At 66.3% G+C, this 17,050-nt stretch carries 13 protein-coding genes; 10 read left to right on the top strand and 3 right to left on the bottom strand.

Annotation, left to right across the window (positions count from 1 at the left end):
* The first annotated feature begins 129 nt into the window (after window positions 1-129).
* The gene (locus V3B48_RS18705) at window positions 130-2,925 is read left to right on the top strand and encodes a glycoside hydrolase family 3 C-terminal domain-containing protein (RefSeq protein WP_285302995.1); all 2,796 of its coding nucleotides are present in this window, start codon (window positions 130-132) and stop codon (window positions 2,923-2,925) included.
* Window positions 2,926-3,025: 100 nt separating this feature from the next.
* Here V3B48_RS18705 and V3B48_RS18700 read toward each other — a convergent pair whose 3' ends face one another.
* Window positions 3,026-3,922, bottom strand: a complete 897-nt coding sequence (locus V3B48_RS18700) for a LysR family transcriptional regulator (RefSeq protein ID WP_329894219.1) — start codon at window positions 3,920-3,922, stop codon at window positions 3,026-3,028.
* Window positions 3,923-4,027: 105 nt separating this feature from the next.
* Between V3B48_RS18700 and V3B48_RS18695 the strand changes: the two genes are divergently transcribed.
* From V3B48_RS18695 to V3B48_RS18685, 3 genes are all read left to right on the top strand, one after another.
* Window positions 4,028-5,386, top strand: coding sequence for an MFS transporter (locus tag V3B48_RS18695; RefSeq protein ID WP_285302997.1), 1,359 nt, complete (start codon window positions 4,028-4,030; stop codon window positions 5,384-5,386).
* On the top strand, window positions 5,386-5,772 hold the full coding sequence (locus V3B48_RS18690; RefSeq protein ID WP_329894218.1) for a DUF4440 domain-containing protein: 387 nt from the start codon (window positions 5,386-5,388) through the stop codon (window positions 5,770-5,772). Before V3B48_RS18695 ends, V3B48_RS18690 begins: the two co-directional genes overlap by 1 nt.
* A gap of 219 nt (window positions 5,773-5,991) precedes the next feature.
* Window positions 5,992-7,902 (top strand): CocE/NonD family hydrolase, encoded by a 1,911-nt coding sequence (locus V3B48_RS18685; RefSeq protein ID WP_329894217.1) that lies wholly within the window; start codon window positions 5,992-5,994, stop codon window positions 7,900-7,902.
* A gap of 98 nt (window positions 7,903-8,000) precedes the next feature.
* On the opposite strand, the gene V3B48_RS18680 is transcribed toward V3B48_RS18685, so the two are convergent.
* Together V3B48_RS18680 and V3B48_RS18675 are read right to left on the bottom strand one after the other, a co-directional pair.
* A complete protein-coding gene (locus tag V3B48_RS18680) occupies window positions 8,001-8,192 on the bottom strand; it encodes a hypothetical protein (RefSeq protein WP_329894216.1) in 192 nt (63 codons plus the stop codon).
* Window positions 8,193-8,685: 493 nt separating this feature from the next.
* A complete protein-coding gene (locus V3B48_RS18675) occupies window positions 8,686-9,639 on the bottom strand; it encodes an AraC family transcriptional regulator (protein WP_049398445.1) in 954 nt (317 codons plus the stop codon).
* A gap of 446 nt (window positions 9,640-10,085) precedes the next feature.
* On the opposite strand from V3B48_RS18675, the gene V3B48_RS18670 reads away from it, so the two are divergent.
* From V3B48_RS18670 to dld, 6 genes are all read left to right on the top strand, one after another.
* Window positions 10,086-10,844, top strand: a complete 759-nt coding sequence (locus tag V3B48_RS18670; protein WP_049398446.1) for an SDR family NAD(P)-dependent oxidoreductase — start codon at window positions 10,086-10,088, stop codon at window positions 10,842-10,844.
* Between the two features lie 159 nt (window positions 10,845-11,003).
* On the top strand, window positions 11,004-11,456 hold the full coding sequence (locus tag V3B48_RS18665; protein ID WP_005410036.1) for an MgtC/SapB family protein: 453 nt from the start codon (window positions 11,004-11,006) through the stop codon (window positions 11,454-11,456).
* A 222-nt stretch (window positions 11,457-11,678) separates the two neighbouring features.
* Window positions 11,679-13,337: an L-lactate permease gene (gene lldP, locus V3B48_RS18660; RefSeq protein ID WP_329894215.1), complete on the top strand. Its 1,659-nt coding sequence runs from the start codon at window positions 11,679-11,681 to the stop codon at window positions 13,335-13,337.
* Between the two features lie 53 nt (window positions 13,338-13,390).
* On the top strand, window positions 13,391-14,155 hold the full coding sequence (lldR, locus tag V3B48_RS18655; RefSeq protein WP_012480578.1) for a transcriptional regulator LldR: 765 nt from the start codon (window positions 13,391-13,393) through the stop codon (window positions 14,153-14,155).
* A 4-nt stretch (window positions 14,156-14,159) separates the two neighbouring features.
* The gene (lldD, locus tag V3B48_RS18650) at window positions 14,160-15,299 is read left to right on the top strand and encodes an FMN-dependent L-lactate dehydrogenase LldD (protein ID WP_110712678.1); all 1,140 of its coding nucleotides are present in this window, start codon (window positions 14,160-14,162) and stop codon (window positions 15,297-15,299) included.
* Window positions 15,296-17,002 (top strand): D-lactate dehydrogenase, encoded by a 1,707-nt coding sequence (gene dld / locus V3B48_RS18645; RefSeq protein WP_329894214.1) that lies wholly within the window; start codon window positions 15,296-15,298, stop codon window positions 17,000-17,002. The genes lldD and dld overlap by 4 nt, the downstream gene beginning before the upstream one ends.
* Window positions 17,003-17,050: the final 48 nt, after the last annotated feature.

Genomic DNA, 17,050 nt, shown 5'->3' with positions numbered 1-17,050 from the left:
CAGGCGCAGACCGGCCCGTCCTTCGGCCTGCGGGACGTTGCCTGGCAACCCCTGCGCGGCATGAACGCTGCACCCTTCGGCGGCACTTTCCCTGGACCGATTGCCTTGGCAACGGAATTACGCCTGCCGATGAAAACGTTTACAAAGCCGCTTGCACTGTCCCTGGCCCTGTCTGCTGCACTGGCTACCCCAGCCTGGGCCGACCCCGCCGCGTTCACTGTGCTGACCCTGGAACAGGCCCCGACCGCCGAGGCCATGCCGGCCCTGGCCGCCCAGCTGAAGACCCTGCAGGTGGACGCGGTGAGCGTGCGCCAGGTGCAGCGCGGCATCGGCCAGGTCGATCCGTTGCAGGTGCTGGCCGACGGCCTGGGCTACGAGTACCGCTTCATTGCGGCGGGCAAGGACGATGGCCAGACCCAGCGCGGTCAGGCCGTGCTGACCCGGCTGCCGATTGCCGCTGAGTCCGGCCCGGACCAGCCGGGATTGAACTACCTGCGCCTGGACGATGGTCGCCACACCGTGGCGGTGTACACCGATGCTGGTGCAGGTGCCGCGCAGCTGCCGGCGCTGGTCACGCGCTCGCGGCTGGGCGCACCGGCGGTGCTGCTTGGCGCAGTGGCCGGTGAATCGGCCAAGGCCGCAGGCTTCGACCCGGCACGTGTGGCGCTGGAAGCCGATGCCAGCTATTTCAGCGACGGCTTCCAGGCCGCCAGCAGTGCACCGTTCAAGGTGGAAGGCAGCGCCCTGCGTGCCACGCTGCTGACCCTGGCCTATGCCGCCGACAAGCACGGCGAAACGCCGTGGATGGACACCACCCTCAACGCCGACGCGCGCGCTGCGCTGCTGCTGAAGGCGATGACCGAGGATGAGAAGTTCCAGATGCTGCACAGCTACTTCGGGCTGGGCAAGGACGGTGGCCCGCTGCCGGAAGGCGCAGTCGGTTCGGCCGGTTTCGTGCCGGGCGTGGCGCGGTTGGGCATTCCGTCGCAGCAATCGGCCGATGCCGGCGTCGGCGTGACCAATCCGGGTGGCATCCGCCCGGGCGATTTCGCCACGGCGATGCCGTCGGGCCCGTCCACCGCATCGAGCTGGAACCGTGAAGTCGCCTTCGCCGGTGGCGCCACGATGGGCCGCGAGGCATGGCAGCAGCGCTTCAATATCCTGCTGTCGGGCAGCGTCAACCTGCAGCGCGATCCGCGCAACGGCCGCAACTTCGAATATGCCGGTGAAGATCCGCTGCTGGCCGGCTCGATGGTTGGCGCGCTGATCCAGGGCGTGCAGAGCCAGCACGTGATCTCCTCGATGAAGCACTTCGCGCTGAACGACATGGAGACCCGCCGCAACTTCCACGACGTGCGCATCGGCGAACAGGCCATGCACGAGTCGGACCTGCTGGCCTTCGAGATCGCGCTGGAAGCCGGTCGCCCGGGCGTGGCGATGTGCTCGTACAACAAGATCAACGGCACCTACGGCTGCGAGAACGGTTACCTGATGAACCAGGTGCTGAAGCAGGAATGGAAGTTCCCCGGTTTCGTAATGTCCGACTGGGGCGGCGTGCACAGCGGTTCCAAGGCGGCGCTGGCCGGCCTGGACCAGCAGTCGGCCGGTGAAGTGTTCGACGCAGCGGTGTTCTTCGATGAGCCGCTGCGCCTGGCCGTGCATGGTGGCGTGGTGCCGCAGGAACGCCTGAACGACATGGTAGCGCGCATCCTGCGCACGATGTTCCTGCACGGCAACTTCGACAACCCGCCGCAGCACCAGAAGGTCGATGCCGAGGCTGGCTTCGCCGTCGCCCAGCGCACGGTGGAAGAAGGCAGCGTGCTGCTGCGCAATGAAGGCAACCTGCTGCCGCTGGCCGACAGCGTGAAGCGCATCGTCATCATCGGTGGCCACGCCGACAAGGGCGTGATCGGCGGCGGTGGTTCGTCGATGGTGGGCGTGACCGCCAAGGGCACCAACGCGGTGCCGGGCGTGCTGCCGACCACCTGGCCGGGCCCGGTGATCTTCCACCCGTCCTCGCCGCTGGAGTCGCTGCGTGCGGCGCGTCCGGATGCAACTTTCGAGTATGTGGATGGCACCAATGCCGCCGCTGCGGCCAAGGCCGCCGCGCAGGCCGATGTGGCCATCGTGTTCGCCACCCAGTGGGCGGCCGAATCGGTGGACCTGCCGGACATGCAGCTGCCGGACAATCAGGACGCGCTGATTTCGGCGGTGGCCAAGGCCAACCCGAAGACCGTGCTGGTGCTGGAAACCAACGGCCCGGTGCGCACGCCGTGGCTGGCGCAGGTGCCGGCGATGCTGCAGGCCTGGTACCCGGGCATCCGCGGTGGCGAAGGCATTGCCGCGCTGCTGACCGGCCAGGTCAATCCGTCCGGCCGCCTGCCGGTGACCTGGGTGGTGGACGAATCGCAGCTGCCGCGCCCGCACATCGACGGCCTCGGCTTCAAGCCGGCCAAGCCGTTCGGTGATGTGTTCGATTTCGATATCGAAGGCGCCAACGTCGGCTACAAGTGGATGGCGGCCAAGGGCCTGACCCCGACCTTCGCCTTCGGCCACGGCCTGTCCTACACCTCGTTCGCTTACGAGAATCTGAAGGTGAGCGTGGAAGGATCGCGCCTGGTCGCCAGCGTCGACATCCGCAACACCGGCAAGCGCGCCGGTGCCGATGTGGCCCAGCTGTACCTGAAGCTTCCGGCTGGCAGCACCACGCCGATCCGCCTGATCGGCTACGACAAGGTGACCCTGCAGCCGGGCGAACAGCGCCGCATCCGCATCGAAGCCGAGCCGAAGACGCTGGCTCACTACGATGCGCAGGCCCGCCAGTGGAAGATCGATGGCGGCACCTACCAGGTGCAGCTGTCGCGCAACGCTGCCGAGCCGCTGCAGACGGTGGATGTGCAGCTGGTGGAGCAGGTGCTGCGCTGATGCCTGAAGGCATGGCCCCGCAAGGGGCCATGCAAAAAAGGGGACGGAGGGGATTAAGTCGTTTATGCATAAACGACTTAATCCCCTCCGTCCCCTTTTTTCAGGTGACAAACCACCCGCGCAGGAAATCGATCAGCTGCCGCACCTTCGGTGAGGGCTGCGTGCTGTGCGGGTAGACCGCGTACACGCTCTGCTGCGGGAACCGGTGCTGGCGCAGCACCGGGCGCAGCCGGTCCTGGGCCAGGTCGTCCTCGATCAGCCAGCGTGGCAGCACGGTGACCCCGGCGCCGGCCACGGCGAAGGCGCGCAGGCTGCTGGCACCATCCACGCGCACCACTGCGTTGCCCGGGTTGGTGGCGAACAGGGCGTCGCTGCCGTCAGGTGCAATCACCGGCACGTCGGCCAGGCGTGGGTAGCCGAGGCGGGGCAGGGTGCCCAGCTGCACGGGGTCATCGGCAGCATCGGCAGAGGGCAGGCGTGCCAGCAGGCACGGAGCCGCCACCGCGCACAGTGGATGGCGTTCCAGCTCGCTGGCGTGCAGGCCCGAATCGGGCAGGCGGCCGAGGCGGATGGCCAGGTCGAAGCGTTCGGGAATCAGGTCGGCCGGCGCGGGTGACGTCGACAGGTGCAGCTGCAGAGCCGGATGCCGCGCACGGAAGGCTTCCAGTGCGGGAATCAGGCGCAGCTGGGCGTACTCCGGGGTGGTGGTCAGGCGCAGCACGCCCTGCAGCTGGTGCTGGTCGCGGCGGGCAGCATCGATCGCCGCCTGCGCGGCGTCCAGCGCCTGCACGCAGTGCTGCAGGAACTGTTCGCCGGCCTCGGTCAGGGCCAGGTGGCGGGTACTGCGCAGCAGCAGGGTCACGCCCAGCTCCTGCTCCAGCCGCTTCAGGTTGAAGCTGACTACCGCACGGCTCAGGCCCAGGCGATCGGCGGCAGCGGTCAGGCTGCCGGCCTCGACCACTGCACGGAAGATATCGAAGCGATCGAGGCTGACCATGGCAATTCATTGTCAAAGAAGATTTGACAGTGTTGCAGTTGCTGTCGTGTTTTTCCAACAAAGCCCGCACGGCATGCTGGCCGCTTCCCTGCTGGAGCGTCGCCGATGCCGTCCCCCCGCCTGCGCCATGAGGCCATCTTCCTGCTGGTGTTCGCTCTGGATCTGGTCAACATGTTCATCGCCACGGTGGCCTATCCGGCGCTGGCGGCGGAACTGCATGCCGACGTCGGTACCCTGGCCTGGGTCGGCACCGCCTACATGCTGGGCCTGAGCGTGGTGATTCCGCTGGCGCCCTGGCTGGCCGCACGCTGCGGTGAACGTCGCCTGCTGCTGGTGGCGTTGCTGCTGTTCGCCGCCTCCGCAGTGTTGGCCGGGGCTGCACCGGGTATTGGCTGGCTGTTGGGCTGGCGCCTGCTGCAGGGCCTGGCTGGTGGCCTGCTGATTCCGGTGGCACAAGCGGCAGCGTACCGACAGTGCACGCCTGACCAGCGTGGTGCGCTGACCCGCCGCATCCTGCTGGTGGCGCTGCTGGTGCCGGCACTGGCGCCTGCGCTCGGTGGGCTGCTGGTGCAGTGGTTGTCCTGGCGCGGCGTGCTCTGGGTCAGCCTGCCGCTGGCCGTGGTGGCGATTGGACTGGTGCTGGCGTGGATGCCGGCCGATGGCGCGCGTAGTGCGCCACGCCTGCAGGCCTATGCGCTGTCCACCGCGATGCTGGCGCTGGGCGCGCTGCTGCTGGCGTTGACCTGGCTGGGCGAACCCGGCCATCGGACCGCCGGTGCCGTACTGCTGTTGATCGCACTGCTGCTGGCGGCGGCCCACCTGCGGCATGCACGGCAGCAGGCGCAGCCACTGCTGCGCTGGTCGCTGCTGTCCCATCGCGGGCTGCGCCTGGCGATGCTGATCTATCTGGCCGTACCCGGTGTGTTCATCGGCAGCCAGCTGGTCAGTACCCTGCAGTTGCACCAGGCCGGCTATAGTGCCGCGCACATCGGCGCGCTGATGCTGCCGTGGGCGCTGGCCTCGGCCATTGCGATCACGGCCAGCAAGCGCCTGCTGGCTCGCTTCGGACCAGCCTCGGTGCTGCGTGCGGGCATGCTCCTGCAGGCCTGCGGCCTGTTGTTGATGGCGCTGCTGCCACACCCGGTCTTTGCCATTGCAGCATGGCTGTTTGCCTTGATGGGCGCCGGCGGCAGCCTGTGCAGCAGCACGGCGCAGACGCTGGCCTTCCATGGGGTCGAGGGCGAAGCATTGGGCGATGCCAGTGCGCTCTGGAACCTCAATCGCCAGCTCAGCTTCTGCCTGGGCACCGCGGCCATCGCGCTGCTGCTGGCCTTGGCCATGCAGTGGCTGCCGGCCCGCGCCACCGGCGTGGCGCTGGGTCTGGCCGCTCTGCTTACCCTGCTGCCGATGGCGTTGCTGCGCCGGCCGCAGTTGCTCACCCTTTCGCAACCGGAGAACACCTGATGGATACCACCGCAGAACATGAAGTCCACCTCCTGCACGACAAGCTGCAGGCCTGGTTCCGCGCCGACGCCGGCACCGACGCGCTGGAGGACCTGATGGCGCATTTCTGCGCGGACTTCAGCATGGTCGGCATCGCGGGTCGCAGGCTGGACCGGAAGGCCGTGCAGGCACTGTTCGCGGGTGGTCATGGCGCGCGTCCAGGGCTGCAGATTTCCATCGACGCCGTGCAGGCGGTGGAAGCACCTTCACCGCTGGCGGTGCTGCGCTATCGCGAAGGGCATGCGATCGATGGCGGCGAGCCCGTATGGCGGGAATCGCTGGCGGTGCTGCGGCGGGAAGAGGGGCGTTGGCGCTGGCTGGCGCTGCATGAGGTAACGGCAGCCTGATCGGTAGTGCCGGCCGCTGGCCGGCAACCGCGTACCGTGCCCGAGGTGGATGAAGTTGCCGGCCAGCGGCCGGCGCTACCGGTTGCCGACGAGCGCAGCAGCTGGTCGCACATGTGCCATCAGTCCTGCCTGCATCCACCGCAGAATGCAAAGCCCGCCCACACTTCACGGCACGAGGCAGGAGTAGGCTTGAGGCTTTCCTGCCGGGAGGGGTTGTCCATGCGTGTGCGTGCCGTCGCTGTAGCCATTGCCCTTTGCCTGTCCAGCACAGTGCTGGCCGCCGAAACCCCGCCGATGACCCCGGACATCAGCGGCAAGCCCTTCGTTGCCCCTGATGTCGGTCGTGACTACGACAAGCGCGTGGTGATGGTGCCGATGCGCGATGGCACCAAGCTGTATACGGTGATCGTGGTGCCCAAGGGCGCGCGCAATGCCCCGATCCTGCTCACCCGCACGCCTTACGATGCTGCCGGCCGCGCCAGCCGCAGTGATTCGCCGCGCATGCGCGACCTGCTGCCGCAGGGCGACGAGGTATTTGTCGATGGCGGTTACATCCGCGTATTCCAGGACATCCGCGGCAAGTACGGCTCCGAGGGCGATTACGTGATGACCCGGCCGCTGCGCGGACCGTTGAACAACACCAAGGTGGACCACTCCACCGACGCCTGGGACACCATCGACTGGCTGGTGAAGAACGTGCCGGAGAGCAACGGCAAGGTCGGTATGCTCGGCTCGTCGTACGAGGGCTTCACCGTGGTGATGGCGCTGACCGACCCGCACCCGGCGCTGAAGGTGGCCGCGCCGCAGAGCCCGATGGTGGATGGCTGGATGGGCGACGACTGGCTCAACTACGGCGCGTTCCGCCAGGTCAATTTCAACTACTTCGCGATGCAGACCGAGAAGCGCGGCAAGGGCACGCCGCTGCCCAGCCTCGGCTACGATGACTACAGCACCTTCCTGCGTATCGGTTCGGCTGGCGACTACGCGCGTTTCACCGGCGTGGATCAGCTGACCTGGTGGAAGAAACTGGTGGAGCACCCGGCCTATGACGGCTTCTGGCAGGGCCAGGCGCTGGACGCGGTGATGGCGAAGACGCCATTGAAGGTGCCGACCATGTGGCTGCAGGGTCTGTGGGATCAGGAGGACATGTGGGGTGCCAACCACGCCTACCAGGCAATGGAAGGGCGCGACAGCGGCAACAATCGCAACTATCTGGTGATGGGGCCGTGGCGGCACAGCCAGGTGAACTACAGTGGCAGCGAGCTGGGCGCGCTGAAGTTCGATGGTGATACCGCGCTGCAGTTCCGCCGTGATGTGCTCAAGCCGTTCTTTGACCAGTACCTGGTGGACGGTGCGCCGAAGGCGGATACGCCGCCGGTGCTGATCTACAACACCGGCGAGAACCACTGGGATCGCCTGAAGGGCTGGCCACGCAGCTGCGACAAGGGTTGTGCTGCCAGCAGCAAGCCGCTGTACCTGCGTGCTGGCGGCAAGCTGGCGTTCCAGGCACCGGCGGCGGGCGAGGGCGACTTCGAGGAATACGTGTCCGACCCGGCCAAGCCGGTGCCGTTCGTGCCGCGCCCGGTCCGTTTCGGTGACCGCGACATGTGGACCACCTGGCTGGTCAAGGATCAGCGTTTCGTTGATGGCCGCCCGGACGTGCTGACCTTCATCACCGAGCCGCTGGCCGCGCCGCTGCGCATCGGCGGCGCACCGGTGGTGCACCTGCAGGCGTCGACCAGTGGCACCGACAGCGACTGGGTGGTGAAGCTGATCGACGTGTATCCGGACCAGGAAGCGTCGACGCCGGAGATGGGCGGTTACGAGCTGCCGGTGTCGCTGGCGATCTTCCGTGGTCGCTATCGCGAGAGCTTCAGCGATCCGAAGCCGCTGACCGCCAACGAGGTGCTGCCGTACCGCTTCGACCTGCCCAACGCCAACCACACCTTCCAGAAGGGGCACCGGGTGATGGTGCAGGTGCAGTCCAGTCTGTTCCCGCTGTATGACCGCAACCCGCAGACCTACGTGCCGAACGTCTACCTGGCCAAGCCCGGCGATTACCAGAAGGCCACGCAGCGGGTCTGGCACAGCGCGGCGCAGGCCAGTTACATCGATCTGCCGGTGTATTGAGGCCCACAGGGTGACGCCGGGCATGGCCCGGCGCTACCTGGGCCCGCGCGATGCACGACGGTTTTGGTAGTGCCGGCCGCTGGCCGGCGTTTCTATGCTCAAGGATAAAGGTTGTCGCTCGTCAGCAGCCCACTGTCGAACTTCCGAAAGAGTTCGGCAATTGATTCGGCGATGGGCTTTCCCCGGCTGATGTCGAGATCGCCCAGATCGAATGAGATGATCTGTCCGCGACTGAGCGGGCAGAGATCGAGCGCGATGAGCGTCGATCCACCGTCCGTTCCAATGCCCATCAGGTAGTCGCCAAGATAACGACGGATCTGGTAGCTGCGGTTGAGCTGAATGATGGTGGCGATGGACTATAGGTCGACATAAGCATGAGGGAACACGCAGCGCCCACCGTTTGACCAACGCAGGAGCAGCATGAATTCCTCTGGAATCGCTGCCTCGCTCCAATGTGCCTGTAAGCTGCGTAGATCGTCCTCATGCCCGCCTGTCTCGGGTAGCCATGGACTTTGGATGCATCGGATGAAGTAAGGCGTGCTTGGTTGATCTCGATTGTCCACGAGAAGTCCCTGTAGTCAGCCTTACTACGATGGCGCGGCCCATCTTTGGCGGCAATGGGCATATGCGACATGCGCAGAGATGTGTCGGGAATATGATCGCTTCCAGCGCGTGTCGACCAAGGTCGACACCTACCAGAGCGGAGCCATGGCAGGTCGATTCAGGCGGTTGCGGTTGTGCCGGCCGCTGGCCGGCATCCGCGATGGCGTGAAGCAGAAGCTGCTATCCGACCTTTGAGGGTCCGGTGCGCCAGCGGCTGGGTACCAGGCCGAAACGCTTACGGAATGCAGCCGCGAAGTTGCTGGGGTGGCGGTAACCACTGGCGGCCGCAGCCTGCTCGACAGTCCAGCCGTCCTCGCGCAGGCCCTGCTCGGCGTGGCGCATGCGTTGTTCGTGCAGGTAGTCGAACACCGAGCAGCCGTACTGCTGGGCGAAATGACGGCGCAGCGAACTTGGGCTCATGCAGGCCAGCTGGGCCAGTTCGATCAGACTATGGGCGTGGCTGGGATCGTCATGCAGGTAGGCACGCACGCGCTCCAGGCGCTCGCGCTGGCCAGCCCGCAGCGTTCGCACATGATCGGTCTGCAGATCCTCGGCCTTCAGCCCAACAGCCAGCAGCTGCAGTGCGACGCCTTCGCGCCACAACGCGTCGATGCCGTCCTCCCATGGGCTTTCGAACAGCTGGCCCAGCACCGGCAGCAGGGTATGCGGAATGGCCCAGTGGCGGCATTCCAGGTGGGTGTTGAGCGCGGTCTCCAACTGTGGCAGCTGGAACAGGTCCGGATCGATCTGGCCGGGCACCATCACGCTGACGCCGCGCATGCGCGTTTCGCCAGGATGCGCACCGGTCATCTCAACCTGTTCGCGGTGGTGCGCGGTCATCGCCGTACCAGCACGCAGGGTGAAACCACCGCGTCGCGGAATGCGCACATCGACCTGGCCCTGCAGCATCACGCGGATGGCCAGGCCGGGACTCTGCTGGGCGGTGGCGACATAAGGGAAGCGATTATGGACGTCGGAGGCGATCAGGCTCATGCCGCCGCGCAGGAACTGCTCGTTGACCTCGCCATGGCCGGCCCACTGGTCGTCACGCAGGTGTTCCGGGTCGGCGCGGTAATCGAAGCCATGGCGGTGGCCGAAGCGGCGGTAATCAGCAAAAGTGAAATATCGGGACATCGCTCGGCACGTGCTTTGGAGGTGGACGCTGGCATTACCTCGCCCACGCGTTCTGCAATGCAGATGCAGATCCCGTCGTTACCCGTGCAGACATGCTGGGAAGCAGGGGCGTGGGCACGCTGGATGGTGGGGGAACACCAAGTTGAATGGAATGTGTCGAAGAAACTGGAAACGTTTCCCATTGTCGCCTTGATTCGCGCGCTTTTGATTTCAATATGGTCAAAACGATTGACGATTACGGCCAAAGTGAAAATGCCGCCGAACATACGCCAGCGTTTTGCATGCATATCCGTACGCAATTCCATACATCAACTTGAGTTGAGGTTTCATGGCTGGAACGATCACCCGTAGACGCGATGTCGGCCGGGCCATCACGAGCGGGCGCGTAGGGTGGGGCGGTTGGCCATTGCAGGTCACATCGATACCCCCACTGATGGAGAACGCAGATGATTGACTACCAGCTCACCGGCAAGACCGCGATCGTGACCGGCGGCGTGTCTGGTATCGGCCTGGCCGTGGCGCAGACGCTGGCCGCATCCGGTGCCCGTATTTCGGTCTGGGACCTGAAGCAGGATGCAGTCGATGCCACCGTGACGCAGCTGCGCAGTGCCGGTGCACAGGCCATCGGCATTGCGCTGGACGTTACAGACGACGCGGCCGTGGAGGCGGCGGTGCAGCGCACGATCAAGGAACTCGACGGCCTGCATGTGGCAGTCAACAACGCCGGTATCGGCGGGCCGGCCGCAAGCAGCGGTGACTATCCGATCGATGGCTGGCAGCGGGTAATCGACGTCAACCTCACCAGTGTGTTCCTGTGCCAGCGTGCGCAGATCCAGGCGATGCGCACGGCCGGAACCGGTGGCAGCATCATCAACATGGCCTCGATCCTGGGCCAGGTGGGCTATGCCGGTTCCACCGCGTACGTGGCGGCCAAGCACGGCGTGGTCGGGCTGACCCAGACCGCCGCCTGGGAGCATGCGGCCGACGGCATCCGTGTCAACGCGGTCGGCCCGGGCTTCATCAGCACACCACTGCTGGAGAAGATGGACCCCAAGGTGCGCGCCACGCTGGAAGGCCGCCACGCGTTGAAGCGGCTGGGCACGGCCGAGGAAGTGGCGGCGCTGGTTGCCTGGCTGGCCAGCGACGACGCCTCGTTCGCGACCGGCACATACTATGCGATCGATGGTGGTTATCTGGCGCAATGATCGAGTGCGTGAAGGTTACGCATGGCGATGGCCAGTAGATCCAGGCCATGCGTGGATGAGCGCATGCGGTGAAGCATGCGGTGAAGAGGGCGTGCCATCGTCTTCACCGCCATCCCACGGCTGCCGAGCAACGCTCCGGGAAACGCCCGGAGCCTGCCCATGGAACTCACCCAGGATGTCTCGATCCTGCTGCGCGTGGCCGCAGCAATGCTGTTCGGCGGCGTGCTCGGTGTCGAGCGCGAGATGGGCAAGCACGCTGCGGGCCTGCGCACCCACATGCTGATTGCCGGCGCTGCTGCGCTGATTGTTGGACTCGGCGATTCAGTGGCAGAGCATTTCCAGCAGGAGCGTTACCGCGACCTGCTGCAGGTCGACCCGGTGCGCCTGATCGAAGCCGTGGTCGCCTGCGTCGGCTTCGTTGCCGCCGGCACCATTCTGCGTGGGTCACGCGAGGATCAGGTCAGCGGCCTGACCACGGCAAGCTCGCTGATCATGGCGGCGGCCATCGGCATCGCCGTGGGCATCGGCAAGTACGTGATTGCCATCGGGGTGAGCGTGCTGTGCGTGCTGGTGCTGGCGGTGATGCGGCGGTTGGAGAAGCGGATTTCGTAGGGAATCTCGAATTGCCGGCCAGCGGTCGGCACTATCACGGGACCTGAATGGTCGGACCAATATGGCATCTAGCCCTATGGTCTAATAGGCGCTTCGTCGGAGCGGCGGTTAAATCCGCTGCAAGTGGTCTGATCGAAATCATTATTGGTAACACCAATAATCGACGACCATGGCGACCCACCGCCTGCGGTGGAGCACATCCCGCCCCAGTCGAGAGCCCCCATGCAGCCCTGGCAACACCTGTACGACCCCGCCGGCAACCTGTGGTTGTCCAGCCTGATCGCGCTGCTGCCGATCGCGTTCTTCTTCGTCGCCCTGGCCGTGCTGCGCATGAAGGGCTGGCTGGCCGGCACGATCACCGTGGCCATCGCGCTCGGCGTCGCCCTGCTGTTCTACCGCATGCCGCTGAGCCAGGCGCTGGGCGCCGCCGGTTTCGGCTTCGTCTACGGCCTGTGGCCGATCGCCTGGATCATCATCGGCGCGGTATTCCTCTACAAAGTCTCGGTCAAGACCGGGCAGTTCGACATCATCCGCGCCTCGATCCTGTCGGTCACCGAGGACCAGCGCCTGCAGATGCTGATGGTTGGCTTCGCCTTCGGTGCCTTCCTGGAAGGCGCGGCCGGTTTCGGTGCGCCGGTGGCGATCACCGCGGCACTGCTGGTCGGGCTGGGCTTCCAACCGCTGTATGCCGCCGGCCTGTGCCTGATCGTCAACACGGCGCCGGTGGCGTTCGGTGCAATGGGCATTCCGATCATCGTGGCCGGGCAGGTCACCGGTCTGGATGCCTTCGAGATCGGCCAGATGGCTGGGCGCCAGCTGCCGTTCCTTACGATCATCGTGCTGTTCTGGATCATGGCGATCATGGATGGCTGGCGCGGCATCAAGGAAACCTGGCCGGCAGTGCTGGTGGCCGGTGGTTCGTTCGCCATCGCGCAGTATCTGACCTCCAACTTCATCGGCCCGGAGCTGCCGGACATCACCGCGTCGCTGGCCTCGCTGGTCTGCCTGACGCTGTTCCTGCGCCGCTGGAAGCCGGTGCGGATCTTCCGCTTCGACACCGAAACCAGCGCCGAGGCGGCCGCACAGGCACTGGAGGCGCCGCGCTACAGCGTCGGCCAGATCGCCAAGGCATGGTCGCCGTTCCTGATCCTCACCGCGATGGTCACGCTGTGGAGCATCAAACCGTTCAAGTCGCTGTTCGCGGCGGACGGCCCGCTGGAAAGCTGGGTGCTGAAGATCCCGGTGCCGGGCCTGGACCAGATGGTGCAGAAGATGCCGCCGATCGTGGATGCACCGCTCAGCTACGAGGCGATCTACAAGTTCGACTGGTTCTCGGCCACCGGCACCTCGATCATCCTCGCCGCGGTGATCGCCATCATCGCGCTGCGCATGCCGGCCCGTTCGGCGCTGCAGACCTTCGGTGAGACCGTGCGTGAGCTGCGCATGCCGATCTACTCGATCGGCATGGTGCTGGCCTTCGCCTTCATCGCCAATTACTCGGGCCTTTCGGCGACGCTGGCGCTGGCACTGGCGCACACCGGTGATGCGTTCCCGTTCTTCTCGCCGTTCCTGGGCTGGCTGGGGGTGTTCCTGACTGGCTCGGATACTTCGTCCAATGCCTTGTTCTCGGCACTGCAGGCGACCACCGCGCAGCAGATCGGCGTGTCCGACGTGCTGCTGGTGGCGGCCAACACCACTGGTGGCGTGACCGGCAAGATGATCTCGCCGCAGTCGATTGCCATTGCCTGCGCGGCGGTCGGCCTGGCCGGCAAGGAATCGGACCTGTTCCGTTTCACGGTCAAGCACAGCCTGATCTTCACCACGATGGTCGGCCTGATCACCCTGGCCCAGGCTTACTGGCTGACCTGGATGATTCCCTGAGCCATGCACCGTCAGCCGACCACCCGCTGCGCGCTTCGGGCCACAATGGCGCCATGAGCACGCAACGTATTTCGGACAAGGTGGCCGCGCAGCTGCGCGGCCTGGTGCAGGAACAGCGGCTGCAACCGGGTGACCGGCTGCCGGCCGAGCGTACCCTGGCGGTGCAGCTGGGGGTCTCGCGCACCGCGCTGCGTGAAGCCATCGCGCAGTTGGCCAGCCAGGGCCTGCTGACCGCGCGGGTCGGTGGCGGCACCTATGTGGCCGAACCGGCGGCGCGGGCGCGGCAGGCGCTGGATGAACCGCTGGCGCCGTACCTGCCGCTGTTCCAGGGCGATCCGGAATACCGCTTCGACGTGCTGGAGATCCGCCACGCACTGGAAGGTGCCACCGCCTGGCATGCAGCGCTGCGTGCCACCGACGAGGACCGCACGCGTATCGCGCAGGCCTTCCAGACCATGATGGACGCGCACGGCAAGGATGACCCCACCGGCGAAGCGGAGGCCGACGCGGCCTTCCACCTGTCCATCGCCGAGGCCTCGCACAACCTGGTGCTGCTGCAGGTGATGCGCGGCCTGTTCGAACTGCTGCAGACCAATATTTCGCAGAGCCGCGAAAAGCTCTACACCTCGGCGAGGACCTTCTCGCCGTTGTCTGACCAGCACCGCGAGATGATGGACGCGGTGCTTGCCGGCGACCCCGAACGCGCGCGCGCCGCCGCGCATGCCCACCTCGAGTTCGTGCACACCACGCTGCGCACCCTCGATGACAACGAAGCCCGGCGTGCGCGGGCCTCGCGTCTACCTTCCCCACACGGTTGACCCCATGATCATCTCCGCCTCCACCGATTACCGTGCCGCAGCGCAACGCCGGCTGCCGCCGTTCCTGTTCCACTACATCGATGGCGGCGCGTATGCCGAGCACACGCTGAAGCGCAACGTTTCCGACCTGTCCGACATCGCGCTGCGCCAGCGCATCCTGCGCAACATGTCCGACCTGAGCCTGGAAACCGAACTGTTCGGCGAAACGCTGGCGATGCCGGTGGCACTGGCGCCGGTCGGCCTGACCGGCATGTATGCCCGGCGCGGCGAGGTGCAGGCGGCGCGCGCGGCCGACAGTCGAGGCATCCCGTTCACCCTGTCCACCGTATCGGTGTGCCCGATCGAGGAAGTGGCACCGGCCATCCAGCGGCCGATGTGGTTCCAGCTGTATGTGCTGCGCGATCGGGGCTTCATGCGCAACGCGCTGGAGCGGGCGCAGGCCGCGGGCGTGACCACCCTGGTGTTCACCGTGGACATGCCGGTGCCGGGTGCGCGCTACCGCGATGCACACTCCGGCATGAGCGGACCGAATGCCTCGCTGCGCCGCATCGGCCAGGCCATCACCCACCCGCACTGGGCGTGGGACGTCGGCCTGTTCGGCCGCCCGCATGATCTGGGCAACATCTCCACCTACCGCGGCAACCCGACCGGGCTGGAGGATTACATCGGTTGGTTGGGCAGCAACTTCGATCCCTCCATTTCGTGGAAGGACCTGGAGTGGATCCGCGAGTTCTGGAAGGGCCCAATGGTGATCAAGGGCATCCTCGACCCGGATGACGCACGTGATGCGGTCAAGTTCGGCGCCGATGGCATCGTGGTCTCCAACCACGGTGGCCGCCAGCTCGACGGCGTGCTGTCCACCGCGCGTGCATTGCCGGCGATTGCCGATGCGGTGCAGGGCGACCTGAAGATCCTCGCCGATTCCGGCATCCGCACCGGCCTGGACGTGGTGCGCATGCTGGCGCTGGGCGCCGACACCGTGCTGCTGGGCCGTGCCTTCGTCTATGCACTTGCAGCGCAGGGCGAGGCGGGCGTGGCCAACCTGCTGGACCTGATCGCCAAGGAAATGCGCGTGGCGATGACACTGACCGGTGCGCGCCGCATCGCTGACATCGGCCGCGATTCGCTGGTCAACCTGCCGTGAGTGGCCACGATGCCGTGCTGGCGCAGTTGCGCGATGCGGTCGGCAACCGCCATGTACTGACCGGCGACAAGGCCACCCGCCGTTTCCGCCGTGGCTACCGTTTCGGCGACGGCCCGGTGCTGGCGGTGGTGCGCCCGGGGACGCTGCTGGAGCTGTGGCGTGTGCTGCAGGCGGCGGTGCAGGGCGGGGCAGCGATCATCCTGCAGGCGGCCAACACCGGCCTGACCGGTGGCTCGACCCCGGATGGCAACGACTATGGGCGTCCGATCGTGCTGGTCAGCACGCTGCGCCTGACCGGCATCCAGCTGTTGAACGAGGGCCGCCAGGTGCTGTGCCTGCCCGGCGCGACGCTGGACCGCCTGGAGCAGACGCTGGCACCGCTCGGCCGCGAACCGCATTCGGTGATCGGCTCGTCCTGCATCGGTGCGTCGGTACTCGGTGGCATCTGCAACAACTCCGGCGGCGCGCTGGTGCGCCGTGGCCCGGCCTACACCGAGCTGGCACTGTATGCGCAGGTCGATGCGCAGGGCCAGCTGCAGCTGGTCAACCATCTGGGCATCGCGCTGGGCGATACGCCCGAGCAGATCCTGCAGCGCCTGCAGGCGGGCGACTACCGTGCTGCCGACGTTGGGGACGGCGATGGCCGCGCCGCCTCCGATCCACGCTACGCCGAGGAAGTGCGCCGGGTCGATGCCGATACGCCGGCACGCTTCAATGCCGACCCCAGCCGCCACTTCGAGGCAGCGGGGTCTGCCGGCAAGCTGGCAGTATTCGCGGTGCGCCTGGATACCTTCGAGAAGGAGGCCGCCGAGGTCTTCTATATCGGCAGCAACCGCACCGACAGCCTCACCGCGATCCGGCGCCAACTGCTGACCGGCTTCGAACGCCTGCCGATTGCTGGCGAGTACATCCACCGCGATGCCTATGACATCGGCGAACGCTACGGCAAGGACAGCTTCCTGTTGATCGACCGCCTTGGCACCGCGCGTGTGCCGGCCGCGTTCGCATTGAAGAGCCGGGTTGATGGCTGGTTCGAGCGGCTGGGCCTGCGCGGCGTGACCGACCGGGTGATGCAGGTGCTGACCGGCCTGCTGCCCTCGCACCTGCCCAAGCGCATGGGCGAGTTCCGCCAGCGCTACGAGCATCATCTGCTGCTGAAGGTCTCCGCGCAGGACGCCGCGGACACCGAGGCCTGGCTGCGCGGCTTCTTCGCCGACCATGAGGGCGGCTACTTCCACTGCACGGCCGATGAGGGGCGCAAGGCGTTCCTGCATCGCTTCGCTGTGGCCGGCGCCGCGGTGCGCTACCGCGAGGTACACCGCGACCAGGTGCAGGACATCGTCGCGCTGGACATCGCCCTGCGCCGCGATGATGCCGACTGGTTCGAGCAGTTGCCGGTCGATATCGATGGCCGCCTGCTGCACAAGCTGTATTACGGGCACTTCCTGTGCCACGTGTTCCACCAGGACTACATCGCGCGCAAAGGCGAAGACCCGATGGCGATCGAGCATGCGATGTGGGCGTTGCTGGACCAGCGTGGCGCCGAGTATCCAGCCGAGCACAACGTCGGCCACCTGTACCCGGCCAAGCCGGCGCTGGCCGGGTTCTACAGGCAGCTGGATCCGAGCAATACGTTCAATCCGGGCATCGGCCAGACATCGAAGGCGAAAGGGTGGGGTGGCTGCGACTGTAGTGGGCATTAGCGGCGCACTCTCTGAAAATTCGGATCTCTTGCATTCATCACTGATCGG

The sequence above is a fragment of the Stenotrophomonas sp. SMYL20 genome, assembly GCF_036320045.1.
GTDB lineage: Bacteria > Pseudomonadota > Gammaproteobacteria > Xanthomonadales > Xanthomonadaceae > Stenotrophomonas > Stenotrophomonas maltophilia_A.
The sequence above is the reverse complement of the archived record's forward strand: the minus strand, read 5'-3'. Positions and strand labels throughout refer to the sequence as shown.

Coding starts and splice junctions, on each gene's coding strand:
- lldR (WP_012480578.1), top strand. CDS start 13,391: ATGAGCACGCAACGTATTTCGGACAAGGTGGCCGCGCAGCTGCGCGGC.
- V3B48_RS18685 (WP_329894217.1), top strand. CDS start 5,992: ATGCGTGTGCGTGCCGTCGCTGTAGCCATTGCCCTTTGCCTGTCCAGC.
- V3B48_RS18690 (WP_329894218.1), top strand. CDS start 5,386: ATGGATACCACCGCAGAACATGAAGTCCACCTCCTGCACGACAAGCTG.
- lldD (WP_110712678.1), top strand. CDS start 14,160: ATGATCATCTCCGCCTCCACCGATTACCGTGCCGCAGCGCAACGCCGG.
- V3B48_RS18680 (WP_329894216.1), bottom strand. CDS start 8,192: ATGGGCATTGGAACGGACGGTGGATCGACGCTCATCGCGCTCGATCTC.
- V3B48_RS18665 (WP_005410036.1), top strand. CDS start 11,004: ATGGAACTCACCCAGGATGTCTCGATCCTGCTGCGCGTGGCCGCAGCA.
- V3B48_RS18695 (WP_285302997.1), top strand. CDS start 4,028: ATGCCGTCCCCCCGCCTGCGCCATGAGGCCATCTTCCTGCTGGTGTTC.
- V3B48_RS18705 (WP_285302995.1), top strand. CDS start 130: ATGAAAACGTTTACAAAGCCGCTTGCACTGTCCCTGGCCCTGTCTGCT.
- lldP (WP_329894215.1), top strand. CDS start 11,679: ATGCAGCCCTGGCAACACCTGTACGACCCCGCCGGCAACCTGTGGTTG.
- V3B48_RS18670 (WP_049398446.1), top strand. CDS start 10,086: ATGATTGACTACCAGCTCACCGGCAAGACCGCGATCGTGACCGGCGGC.
- V3B48_RS18700 (WP_329894219.1), bottom strand. CDS start 3,922: ATGGTCAGCCTCGATCGCTTCGATATCTTCCGTGCAGTGGTCGAGGCC.
- V3B48_RS18675 (WP_049398445.1), bottom strand. CDS start 9,639: ATGTCCCGATATTTCACTTTTGCTGATTACCGCCGCTTCGGCCACCGC.